The sequence below is a fragment of the Kitasatospora sp. NPDC088779 genome (assembly GCF_040685395.1).
Classification (GTDB): domain Bacteria; phylum Actinomycetota; class Actinomycetes; order Streptomycetales; family Streptomycetaceae; genus Kitasatospora.
On the sequence record NZ_JBFBHW010000079.1, the window covers coordinates 1 to 11,229 of the forward strand.

Here is an 11,229-nt window from a genome sequence, read left to right on the forward strand (position 1 = left end):
CTCCTCCCCAAACACACCATCCCCAACCAACACACCAAAGCCACCCACAACGCCCTCACCAACCTCAACCACCAACTCACACACAACACAAACACAGACACCCGATAGCCACCCGCGGCCCCTCGTGCCCGACCCGCGACTCGCGCACAGACCACCTGCTCACCGCCAACTCCCGTGAAGTCGACCGCGGGAGCTGGCGAACCGGGCCACCCGTCGAAACCGCCCCCGCGACGGGCGCGACCCGGGACCTGCTTTCCGCCCGTCGCTCCGACTACTACTGACAGCCGTCGCCCACTCCGCACCCCGCCGGCCCCGCGCGAACAACGCCCGCCCCAGCCCTACCGGCTGTCACCCCGGCCCGGCACAATCACCCGTATGACGATCACCCCGAGCGCGCCGCCTCCGCGCAGCACTCCGGTCACCCTCGCCCGCAGTTTCCTGACGGGGGCCGTGATCGGGGGCTCGCTGGCCGCGCTCGTCGTCGGCGTGGTCGTCGAGAAGGTGCCCTTGTTCATCGGGGGTTTGGGACTGCCCATCGCCTACGGCCTGTTACTCCTGCTCGCCGGGGCGCCGCGGCGGGCCCGGGAGGCGGCGGTCGTGCCCCGGACAGCGCTCGCGATGATCGAGAGCCTGCGCGCCATTGGGGGTGAGACGAGCGACGTGCCGGTGCGGTTCGATCTCACCGTCGCACCGGACGACGAGCCGGCCTACCGCGTCGGGATCACTCAGGACATCAACCTGGTCGACCTCCCCGACTACCGGCCGCGCGGCGTCCTGGTGGTGAAGTATCCGCAGGACAGGCCGTGGCGGGTGAGGATCGTGAAGCGGCCGACCCCGGAGTGGGAGGAGCGGGCGGCCGGCGCTCAGCTGGATTCGGCTCCCGAGTCGACCATGGTGACCGAGCCTCCCGAGGGCCGTTCGACCGGCTTCGTCGGGCTCTTCGGCCTGCTGCTCGCCGCGGCTGCCGTGGTCTTCCTGTTCCGCGTGGACCTGTTCGAACAGCAGGACTCCGCTTCTCCGGCACCGACGGTCACTTCGACGTGGTCGACCACGGTGGTGTCGTCCGGGACCGGGACTGTCTCCCTCGGGCCGGACCAGTCGTTCCTCGACGACGGCGAACTGCGCAAGGCCATCAACTCCCTTACCGAGGGGAAGGATCCGCGCCAGGCGATCACCGTCTTCGCGCAGGAACGCGTGCTGTCGGTCGTGTTCTCCCCGAGCGGCACGAAGGCCCCCCAGTTCGATCCGCTGTCCCTGCCCTACGAGCGGTTCCCGGCCCTGGTCAAGGAGGCCGAGACGACGCTCGGCGTCCGCTCCCCGACGTCCTGGCAGATCACCGCCGACCATCTCGCCGGCTCCCTCACGATCAGGGTCGGCGTGACCGGGCCCGAGGGCAGTGCCTCGCTGGAGGCGAACGGTGAGGGCCAGGTGGTGCGACGCACCCCGGCACGCTGATCACCGCGCTTCACCCGCGCTCGACGCGCTTCGACATCAAGACTGCTTTCCACCAGCCGACTTGGGCCGGCCGCCGCGGCTCCCCACCGGCCCGGACGTGGTAGATCTTGCACGCGACGGGTTGCCACGGCAGCGAGGAAACCCCGGCGGACCGTACCGGAGGGACAGGAGGAGGACGCATGGGCTGGCACGACTGTCTGGCGCTCTGGTGCGGGGTGTTCGGCACATTGGCACTGCTCGGGTACGGGCGGTCGCTGGCGGGGGTGACCCGAGCCCAGCGGACGGTCCGGGTGATGGGGCGGATCGAGCGGGTGCAGGAGCCGCGGCACGGAGGTTCCGAGGGGGACGGCATAGCGGTCGTCGTCACCTTCCAAGACTCCTCCACCGGGCAGGAGTTCACCGTGACGAACGACGGTGACTGCGGCGACAGGATCAACACGGCCTGGACGGGCCGGGAGATCGGGATCCGCTATCCGCCCGGGAGACCGCACGCCTTCCGGTTCACCAACGACCTCTGGGCCGGCCGCTACGGGCTCGGCTGGCCGAACTTCGCGGTGTTCCTGATCTACGTCGGGCTGGTGGTCGTCGCCGCGATCGACTGGGGCTGGCCGTGGGCCCTGATCGGTGTCGGCGCGCCGTGGAGCGTGTTCCTCGCGTGCTCCCTGCCCCAGGAGGTCCGCCAGGCGCGGAGCCGGTTCGACACCCTGGCCGCGATGGTTCCCGTTCCGGGCCGTGTGGTCGCCGTCGTCAGGAACGTCCGCACCGACGAGGACGGCTACACGTCCACCAGCCAGACGCCGGTGGTCGCCTTCACCACCCACGAGGGCGCGGCCGTCACCGCCTACTGCTTTTCAGGCCTGCCGGACCCGACCAACTCGTACGGCCGGAACGTCACGATCCACTACTCCCCCGCCGACCCGGCCGACTTCACCCCGGACCTCGCGTCCGCACAGCGGTCCTGGAGGAGCGGAGTCACCAGCGGCACCGTGGGCCTTCTCGTCACGGCGTCGGCGGCAGTCGCGGGAGCGCTCCTGCTCTGACACCCAACGGCCGTAGCACCATCGGCCAGCGAACCGTCCTCAGTCACGGGGCCGGTCCCGGAGCCGTCGTCGGCCTGCGGCATCCTGGCCCGATGAATGCACCGAGGGCCCAGTGGGTCAACACGACACATGACTGGTCGAGCGCCGTCGATACGGACCATCTGGCGCACATCAGGCAGAACCCGGCGGAGTTCGCTCCGGACGGACCGTGGCACCTCGTCCTGGAAGTCCTCGGCTATGCGGCCGACGAAGCGTCAGGCAGTGGCGGCGGGCGCTGTGTCCTCGTTCTCCACGCCGACGGCTCGCTGTCCGTCAGGGACGACGGGCGGGGCACCGACACCCGGGTGGACGAGCGGGGCCGGAGCGTGAAGAAGCCGGTCATGGCGACGAAGGACCTTCGGTTCTTCGACTCCCCGCAGGCCGAAGTGCTGCCCGACGGTCATCCCCGGCGCGGCATGTCCGTCGTCGCAGCGCTCAGCGACTGGCTCGTCCACACCAACCGCCGTCTCAACGGAGCCTGGACCCAGCGCTACGAACTCGGCGTCCCCGTCACCGGCCTGGAGCCCATCGAGGTGGACGGCACGACCGGGACACTGGTCCACTTCAAGCCGAGCGCACCAGTGGGCCCGCTCACCACCCCAACGCTCACCGGCCCGACACTCACCGGCCCGACGCCTGACGACCTGACACACCTGGCCGCGACCTGGCCGCAGTTGGAGGTCCAGTTCGACGACCGGCGTGGGCCGCACTGATATTCGAGACATCCAAGACATCCGAGATATCTGACCGGCAGCTGTCCGAGTTCCCGCGTGCCAGGTCCTCCCGCGTCTCAGGTCAGGCTCGCGGCCTGTTCCCCCGCTTTCCGGGGCGTCCTCTCGCGACGCGGGAGCAGCAGCGGGGTGGCGAGGAGGAGGAATCCGGCGGCGGCGATCGCGGTGCGGGGGCTGGTGGTGGCGGCCAGCAGGCCCCAGAGGGCGGTGAGGGCCGCGATGGCGGCACTGCTGCTGATCGACCATGCGGAGAGGGTGCGGGCGAGCTTGTCGGGGTCGATCTGTTCGAGCCGGTGGGTGGCCAGCAGCGGATTGAACAGGCCGCAGCAGGTGACCAGCCCGAGCTGGACGGTGACGATGAGGACGATCCCGGGGGCGCCGGGCTGGACGAACGCCAGCCCGATGGGCCAGCACGCGCGCAGCACTCCGGCGGTGAGCAGCGTCCGGTGCTGTCCGAAGCGCGCCGCGAGCGGGCGGGCGAGGCGTGAGCCGAGCAGGCCGCCGACGCAGGGGGAGGCGAACACGAGGCCGTACTGCCAGGGTGCGTAGCCGAGGCGGCCGAGGAGGAGTACGGCCATCAGCGGTTCGGCGGCCATGATCAGGCCGTTGACCACGATCGTGTTGAGGAACAGCGGGCGCAGTGTGGGGTGGGCGAGGATGTGGCGCCACCCTTCGAGCAGGTCTCCGGCGCGCAGCCGTGGTGCGCCGGTCGGCGCGGGGTGCGGTTCGGTGCCGCCGATGGCGCGGATGCCGAGGGCCGAGAGCAGGTAGCTGAGGGCGTCGGCGACCACGGTCACCACCGGGCCGAACAGTCCGATGGCGGCCCCGCCGAGCGGTGGCCCGACGGTGGTGGCGGTCCACGTCGTCGATTCGAACCGACTGTTCGCGACGAGCAGGTCCTGGGCTGGCACGAGCGTCTTGAGGTACGCGCCGCCGGCGGCCTTGAAGGCGATGTCGGCCGCGGCGGTGACGACGGAGACGACGAGGAGTTGGGCGAAGCTGAGCCGGCCGAGCGCGAACGCGGCGGGGACGCTCAACAGCACCGCGAACCGGGTCAGGTCCATCGCCATCATGACCGGCCGTTTGCGCCGGAACTCCATCCACGGACCGAGCGGCACGGCGACCAGGGCCCCCACTGCCCGCCCCGCGGCGGACAGCAGCGCCACCTGGGTCGGTCCGGAGTGCAGCACGAGGATAGCGAGGAGGGGGAACGCGCCGAATCCGAGCCCCGAGCCGTAGGAGCTGACCGCGAACGCCGCCCACAGCCATCCGAACCGTCGCCCCAGTGCCCGCCGCCCGTTCATGCCCGTACGCCTTTCGCCGATCCGAACAACCACCCGATGACCACCGGCATCAAAGCGGATGGCGAATGGCGGGATCAAACAACCGATCCGCCGGGAAGGCACAACCATCCGTTGTGCGGACACGATGGGCGGCGTGGATCTCGACGCTGTGCGGGTCGACGGCGACGGCTTCGACCAGTTGCCCTGGTGGGAGCGTGCCGGAGGCACCGGCACGACGAGTGCGCGGTGCCGCCAGGAGCCGATGCCGTTGCAGCCGGTCTGGATGTGGTCGGTGATGACGTACCCGGGGACGATCGGCGAGCCCGAACAGGTCCAGATCCCGTCCTTGACCGGTTCCTGGAACGGCCACACCCTGCGGGGAGGAGGTGTGCACAACATGTGCCGATCGCATGAACAGGCAATCTTGGCCCAAAGTCGCCCTGCGCACGGGAGCCCGTCAGGTCGGAGCGATGGAAGCTGCGAGGTGGAAGCCCTGCGGGGGAGGCCGCGCGGTCGATGACGAAAGCGCCTACGCCTGGCACCCGCAGGTCAGTCGGAGCAGAATCACGTCCATGTTCACGACCAATCGCCTGACGATACGCCAGTGGCAGCCCGAGGACCGCGAACGGGCACTCGACATCTACTCCCGCTGGGAGGTGACGCAGTGGCTGGGCCGCGATCCCCGCACCCTGGAGAACCTCACTGACGCCGAGGCGACGATCGAACGCTTCCGCTCCCGCTCGGCCGACCCGCGCTTCGGCATCTGGGCGGCGGAACGGAAGGACACCGGCGTGGTCGCCGGCTCCGTCCTGCTCGCCCCGATCCCGGACGGCGACGGAGAGGTCGAGGTCGGCTGGCACCTCCATCCGGACAGCTGGGGGCAGGGCTACGCCACCGAGGCCGCGCAGGGCGCCGTGGCCAAGGGATTCGCGGACGGCCTGGCCGAGATCCACTCGGTGGTCCGGCCGGACAACCGGCCGTCGCTGGCCGTCTGCCACCGGCTCGGCATGACCGCGCTGGGCCGCACCACCCGCTGGTACGGCATGGAGTTGGAGGAGTTCCGACTCACCCCCTGACGGGGATCCGGGCGAGGACAGCCCGTTCGGCTCGCCCGTCGCCCGGGCGGGCCGGTCCGCCGGATCCCGGCGCCGATTCGGTGCCGGGTGGTCAGGTGAGGTCAGTCCCGGGGATCATCCCGTTCCCGTGTCGCTATCTGAGCGCATTAAGCCCGGATGGCCGGTTCGCCCCCTTGAGGAGGACTTCGCATGCGTCGTCGCACGACCTGCCCCGTCTTGACCGCAGCCGTCGCGCCGGCCTTCGTGCCGCTCGCGGGCTGCACCGGTGTGGGCAGCGACGCTGCCGCGCCGGCGGTCTCCGCGCCTCCCCCGCCGGAGCAGGCGTTCGGCCCGAACTGCGCTGCGGGCGGCCTGCTGCTGACGCTCCGCCGGACCCGCCGCTGACCGCCGCCCTGCCGGTTCCGGGCACACCCGGGACCGGCAGGATTCCGGCTCCGTCGGGCCGTGCGGCACTGGTGCCCCCGGGCTGATCGCACGCCCTGGACAAGGATCGGGGCTCGTACCGGTGAAGCCGGTACGAGCCCCGATCCTGTTCCACCACCCGCGCGAGGCGGGCGGAACCCTCAGCAGATCCGCGGGAGTTGCTCCCCCATCGGCAGGTCGATGACGCGGGTGCCGCCGAAGGGGGTGCGGCAGACGACCATACCGGGGTGGTCCACCACGCACTCGCCGATCACTGCCGAGCCCGCGCCCAGCGGGTGCGCCCGCATCGCGGCGAGGACGGCGTCGGCGTGCTCGCGCGGGACGAAGGCGACCAGCTTGCCCTCGTTGGCGACGTAGAACGGGTCGAGACCGAGGATCGCACAGGCGTTGGCGACCTGCGCGGGCACGGGGACGGCCCGCTCGTTCACCACGACGCCCACCCGGGCGGCCTCGGCGATCTCACCGAGCGCCGCCGCGAGGCCGCCCCGGGTGGGGTCGCGCAGCACGTGCAGGTCGGGTGTGACGGCCAGCATCGCGGCCACCAGTCCGCCGAGGGCTGCGCAGTCGCTCTCGATCTCGACACCGAATTCCAGGCCCTCGCGCACGCTCATGATGGCCACGCCGTGCAGGCCGATCTCACCGCTGACGATCACCACGTCACCGGGGGCGGCGCGCTGCGGCCGGATGTCGACTCCGGCCGGGACGAGCCCGATGCCGGCGGTGTTCAGGTACACGCCGTCGCCGTGCCCGGCCTCGACGACCTTGGTGTCGCCGGTGACCACCTCCACCCCGGCGGCCCGGGCGGCGGCGCCCAGCGCCTGGGCGACGTGCGCGACCACGGCCGTCTCCACGCCCTCCTCCAGGATGAAGCCGCAGGACAGATAGGCCGCCTGGGCCCCGCTCATGGCCAGGTCGTTGACGGTTCCGTTGACCGCGAGGTCGCCGATGCTGCCGCCGGGGAAGAAGAGCGGCCGCACGACGTAGGAATCGGTGGAGAAGGCGAGCCGGGCACCGCCGAGCTCGACGACCGCCGAGTCCGCGAGCCCGGCGAGCACCGGCCCGCCGAAGGCCGGGGCGAACAGGTTCGCCACCAGTTCGGCCGACAGCACCCCGCCTCCGCCGTGCCCCATCACCACCCGGGGGTGATCGCGTAGCGGCAGCGGGCAGCTCCACCCGAGGATGTCCGGGGCGCCGCCGGCGCCGGTCAGGGTCTGCGTCTGCGTCTGCGTCTGCGTCTGCGTCTGGGTCTGGGTCTGGGCCTGGGTCTGGGTCTGGGTCTGGGTCTCAGCCAACGGGGCTCGCCTCCCGGGCGATGCCCGGCGCGTCGAGCCGCCGGTAGAGGTAGTAGGCGGCGCAGGCGCCCTCGCTGGAGACCATGGTGGCGCCGAGCGGGGTGCGCGGGGTGCAGACGGTGCCGAAGGCCTCGCACTGGTGCGGCTTGAGCAGCCCCTGGAGGACTTCCCCGCTGCGGCACTGCGCGGGTTCGACGGTGGTGATCCGCGCGACGTCGAAGCGGTGCTCGGCGTCGTGGTCGCGGTAGCGCGGGGAGAGCCGCCAGCCACTGTCCGGGATGACGCCGATGCCGCGCCAGGCCCGGTCCGTCACTTCGAAGACGTCCTCCAGCATGGCCCGGGCCGCCGGGTTGCCCTCCGGGCGTACGGCCCGCGCGTAGGCGTTGTCGACGGTGTGCTCGCCGTTCTCCAACTGCCGTACGGTGCGCCGGATTCCCTCCAGGATGTCCAGCGGTTCGAAGCCGGTGACGACGATCGGCACCCGGTGGCGATCGGCGAGCGCAGGGTATTCGTCGGTCCCCATCACGCTGCACACGTGTCCGGCGGCGAGGAAGCCCTGGACCCGGCACTGCGGCGAGTTCATGATGGCCTCGATGGCGGGTGGCACCCGTACGTGCGAGACCAGCATGCTGAAGTTGCCGATGCCCCGCTTCCTGGCCTGGTGCACCGCCATGGCGTTGGGTGGTGCGGTGGTCTCGAAGCCGATGCCGAAGAAGACGACCTCCCGGTGCGGGTTCTCCTCGGCGATCCGCAGCGCGTCCAGCGGGGAGTACACCACCCGGACGTCGCCACCCTCGCCGCGTACCCGGAAGAGGTCACGGCCGGTGCCGGGCACGCGCAGCATGTCGCCGAAGGAGCAGAAGATCACCTCGGGCCGGGCCGCGATCTCCAGCGCCTTGTCGATCACCTCCAGCGGGGTGACGCACACCGGGCAGCCCGGGCCGTGGATCAACTCGACTTCGGGAGGAAGTAGTTGGTCGATCCCGTGTCGGATGATGCTGTGTGTCTGACCGCCGCACACCTCCATCAGCGCCCACGGCCGGGTGACCGTCGCCCTGATGTCGGCGAGCAGGCCGCCGGCCAGCTCGGGGTTCTGGAACTCCTCCAGGTATCTCACCGTTCCTCCTCCCGCTTCGCCGAGGCTGCCGAGGCTGCCGAGGCCGCGGCAGCCTCCGCAGTCTCCGCGGCCTCCCAGGGGTCGCCGAACTCCTCCTGGAGCAGGCCGAGTTCCTCGAACAGCTGCAAGGTCCGGCGAGCCGATTCCTCATCCAGCCGCTGCAGGGCGAACCCGACGTGGACGATGGCGTACTCGCCCACCTTCAGGTCCGGCAGGTACTCCAGGCACACATCCTTGACGACCCCGCCGAAGTCGACGACCGCCATCCTGGTCCCGTCGCGTTCCGCGATCTCCAACACTCTTCCGGGTACCGCCAGGCACATCGCGGTCTCCCTCCTCTCTCCGGTTCCTCCGAACCTGCCGAACTTCGTGCGGGCGGCCACTCAGCCGTCGGCCCGCGCCGCCACCATCAACTGGCCGAGCGCGAGCCCCGCGTCGTTGGGCGGCACCCGGCGGTGCCGCAGCACGGTGAACCCGTCCTCCGCCAGGCCCCGCGCGCACGCCGAGGACAGCAGCGCGTTGGCGAAGACGCCGCCGCTCAGCGCGACCGTCTGGGTGCCGTGCCGCCGCCCGATCTCGGCGCACACCGCCCGTACCAGCGCGGCCACCGCCGCGTGGAACCGGGCGGCGATCAGTCCGGGTGGCGCCCCTGACGCCAGGTCCGCCACCACCGCGGCCAGCACCGGCCCCGGTCGGGCGGTCACCACCCCGCCCTCGTCGGCGAGTTGGAATGCGTAGGCCTCCCCCGGGCCGGCCACCGGCCCGTGCGCGAGGGCAGCCGCCTCCAGCTCGATCGCCGCCTGCGCCTCGTACCCGGCTTGCTGGCAGACCCCGGCCAGCGAGGACACCGCATCGAACAGCCGGCCCATGCTGGAGGTCGGCACGCAGTTCACCGATCGGTCCAACTGCTGGGATAGCAGTCGGAGTTCTTCAGCAGGGCAGGAACGCACCGGCGGCAGGCCGGCCGCCCACGGGAGTCCTGCCGCCCGCAGATGGGCCAGCGCCATCCGGTACGGGCGCACCACGGCCGCGTCGCCCCCCGGCAGCGGAACGTAGTCGAGCCGGGCGAGACGCCGAAAGCCCCGGTAGTCGGCCAGCAGCGCCTCTCCGCCCCACACCGCGCCGTCCTCTCCGTAGCCGGTGCCGTCGAAGGCGATCCCGATCACGGGCCGGCTGCCGTCGAGGCCGTGCTCGGCCATCACCGAGGCGATGTGCGCGTGATGGTGCTGGACGTCCCGCACCTCACGGCCCCGGGCCGACCTGCGCACGTGCCGGGCAGAGCGGTAGCCGGGGTGGCGGTCGACGACGAGCACTTCGGGCTGCACGCCGGTGACGGCGCCGAGGTGGTCCACCGCGCGGTCGAAGGCCCGGAGGGTGGCGAGGTCGTCCATGTCGCCGAGGTGGCCGGACAGCCAGGCGTAGCCGTCCCGGGCCAGCGCGAAGGTGTTCTTGAGGTCGCCGCCCGCGGCCAGCGCGGGCCGCACCGGCACCGGCAGGGGCACCGGGAGCGGCACGTAGCCGCGCGAGCGCCGTACCGGCAGCGGCTGCCCGTCCACCACCCGCACCACGGAGTCCTCGCAGGGCACGTGGATGGGGCGGTCGTGGGTGAGCCAGCCGTCGACCAGCGGGGCGAGGCGGGCGAGGGCCTCCCGGTCGTCCGTCACGATGGGCTCGCCGGACAGGTTCGCGCTGGTCATGACCAGCAGTCCGGGGCCGGGAGGGGCGAGCAGGAGGTGGTGCAGCGGGGTGTACGGCAGCAGCACGCCGAGGTCGGGGCTGCGCGGAGCGGCTGCTTCCAGTTCCGCGAGCCGGTGTTGCCCCCGGCGCAGCAGTACGATCGGCCGCACCGGGCCAGTGAGCAGGTCTTCCTCGACGGGCCCCAGTTCCACCGCCCCGGATGCCGCCAGGGCCCTGAGCTGTTCGAGGTCGCGGGCCATCAGGGCGAAGGGTTTGTCACCGCGCCGCTTGCGCCTGCGCAGCAGGGCGACGGTGTCCGCGTCGGTGGCGTCGCAGGCCAGGTGGTAGCCGCCGATGCCCTTGACGGCCAGGACCGCTCCGCAGGTGATCAGGCGCCGGGCCTCGGTGAGCGCCTGCTCGCCGTCGAGTACGGGGAGCCCGGGGACGGACAGGGTGAGGGTCGGGCCGCAGGTGTGGCAGGCGACGGGCTGGGCGTGGAAGCGCCGGTCGGCCGGGTCGGCGTACTCGCGGGCGCAGTCGGGGCACATCGCGAAGGCCGCCATCGTGGTGTTGGCCCGGTCGTACGGCAGGGCGGTGACGATGGTGTGGCGGGGCCCGCAGTTGGTGCAGCTGATGAACGGGTGCCGGTAGCGGCGGTCGGCGGGGTCGGCCAGTTCGGCGAGGCAGTCGGCGCAGGTGGCGGTGTCCGGGGGGATCTGGGTGCGGTGCGGTCCGTCGGCGCGGGAGGGGGTGATGACGAAGCCCGGTGTGCCGGTGACGGCCAGCGGCTGGTGGTCCACCGAGGCGACGTCGGCGAGCGGGGGCGCGTCGCTGGCGATGCGCCGGCAGAACGCGGTCACCGCCTCGCCGGTGCCCTCGATCTCGGCGAGCACGCCCTCGCCGGTGTTGGTGACGCTGCCGGACAGCCCGAGTTCGGTGGCGAGGGTGAAGACGAACGGTCGGAAGCCGACGCCCTGGACGAGTCCGCGCACGGCGACCCGGCGGCGCTGGAGCAGGGACGGCTGCTGATCCGTGGTCACGGCAGGTCCACGGCCGGGTGCGGGTGGTCGTGGGCCCCCGCGTGGTCGTTGCCGTG

General features: G+C 71.9%; 10 protein-coding genes. 5 read left to right on the top strand and 5 right to left on the bottom strand.

Annotated elements, in window-relative coordinates:
- Positions 1–375: 375 nt before the first annotated feature.
- The 3 genes from AB0P03_RS38785 to AB0P03_RS38795 all read left to right on the top strand — a co-directional run bounded on the left by AB0P03_RS38785 (position 376) and on the right by AB0P03_RS38795 (position 3,247).
- Positions 376–1,455 (top strand): hypothetical protein, encoded by a 1,080-nt coding sequence (locus AB0P03_RS38785; protein ID WP_363633393.1) that lies wholly within the window; start codon positions 376–378, stop codon positions 1,453–1,455.
- Positions 1,456–1,634: 179 nt separating this feature from the next.
- A complete protein-coding gene (locus AB0P03_RS38790) occupies positions 1,635–2,495 on the top strand; it encodes a DUF3592 domain-containing protein (protein ID WP_363633394.1) in 861 nt (286 codons plus the stop codon).
- A gap of 92 nt (positions 2,496–2,587) precedes the next feature.
- On the top strand, positions 2,588–3,247 hold the full coding sequence (locus tag AB0P03_RS38795; RefSeq protein ID WP_363633396.1) for an ATP-binding protein: 660 nt from the start codon (positions 2,588–2,590) through the stop codon (positions 3,245–3,247).
- 77 nt (positions 3,248–3,324) lie between these two features.
- On the opposite strand, the gene AB0P03_RS38800 is transcribed toward AB0P03_RS38795, so the two are convergent.
- Positions 3,325–4,569 (bottom strand): MFS transporter, encoded by a 1,245-nt coding sequence (locus AB0P03_RS38800; protein ID WP_363633397.1) that lies wholly within the window; start codon positions 4,567–4,569, stop codon positions 3,325–3,327.
- 551 nt (positions 4,570–5,120) lie between these two features.
- On the opposite strand from AB0P03_RS38800, the gene AB0P03_RS38805 reads away from it, so the two are divergent.
- Together AB0P03_RS38805 and AB0P03_RS38810 are read left to right on the top strand one after the other, a co-directional pair.
- Positions 5,121–5,624, top strand: a complete 504-nt coding sequence (locus tag AB0P03_RS38805) for a GNAT family N-acetyltransferase (protein ID WP_363588679.1) — start codon at positions 5,121–5,123, stop codon at positions 5,622–5,624.
- Positions 5,625–5,813: 189 nt separating this feature from the next.
- Positions 5,814–6,008, top strand: a complete 195-nt coding sequence (locus tag AB0P03_RS38810) for a hypothetical protein (protein WP_363588681.1) — start codon at positions 5,814–5,816, stop codon at positions 6,006–6,008.
- 179 nt (positions 6,009–6,187) lie between these two features.
- Here AB0P03_RS38810 and hypE read toward each other — a convergent pair whose 3' ends face one another.
- The 4 genes from hypE to hypF form a co-directional block, all read right to left on the bottom strand.
- Complete coding sequence (gene hypE, locus AB0P03_RS38815) at positions 6,188–7,255, bottom strand: hydrogenase expression/formation protein HypE (RefSeq protein ID WP_363588712.1); 1,068 nt, start codon at positions 7,253–7,255, stop codon at positions 6,188–6,190.
- 76 nt (positions 7,256–7,331) lie between these two features.
- Positions 7,332–8,456, bottom strand: coding sequence for a hydrogenase formation protein HypD (hypD, locus tag AB0P03_RS38820; RefSeq protein ID WP_363588683.1), 1,125 nt, complete (start codon positions 8,454–8,456; stop codon positions 7,332–7,334).
- Positions 8,453–8,779: a HypC/HybG/HupF family hydrogenase formation chaperone gene (locus tag AB0P03_RS38825; protein WP_363588714.1), complete on the bottom strand. Its 327-nt coding sequence runs from the start codon at positions 8,777–8,779 to the stop codon at positions 8,453–8,455. The genes hypD and AB0P03_RS38825 overlap by 4 nt, the downstream gene beginning before the upstream one ends.
- Positions 8,780–8,839: 60 nt before the next feature.
- Positions 8,840–11,173, bottom strand: a complete 2,334-nt coding sequence (hypF, locus tag AB0P03_RS38830) for a carbamoyltransferase HypF (protein ID WP_363633399.1) — start codon at positions 11,171–11,173, stop codon at positions 8,840–8,842.
- Positions 11,174–11,229 lie beyond the last annotated feature (56 nt).

Coding starts and splice junctions, on each gene's coding strand:
- AB0P03_RS38785 (WP_363633393.1), top strand. CDS start 376: ATGACGATCACCCCGAGCGCGCCGCCTCCGCGCAGCACTCCGGTCACC.
- AB0P03_RS38790 (WP_363633394.1), top strand. CDS start 1,635: ATGGGCTGGCACGACTGTCTGGCGCTCTGGTGCGGGGTGTTCGGCACA.
- AB0P03_RS38795 (WP_363633396.1), top strand. CDS start 2,588: ATGAATGCACCGAGGGCCCAGTGGGTCAACACGACACATGACTGGTCG.
- AB0P03_RS38800 (WP_363633397.1), bottom strand. CDS start 4,569: ATGAACGGGCGGCGGGCACTGGGGCGACGGTTCGGATGGCTGTGGGCG.
- AB0P03_RS38805 (WP_363588679.1), top strand. CDS start 5,121: ATGTTCACGACCAATCGCCTGACGATACGCCAGTGGCAGCCCGAGGAC.
- AB0P03_RS38810 (WP_363588681.1), top strand. CDS start 5,814: ATGCGTCGTCGCACGACCTGCCCCGTCTTGACCGCAGCCGTCGCGCCG.
- AB0P03_RS38825 (WP_363588714.1), bottom strand. CDS start 8,779: ATGTGCCTGGCGGTACCCGGAAGAGTGTTGGAGATCGCGGAACGCGAC.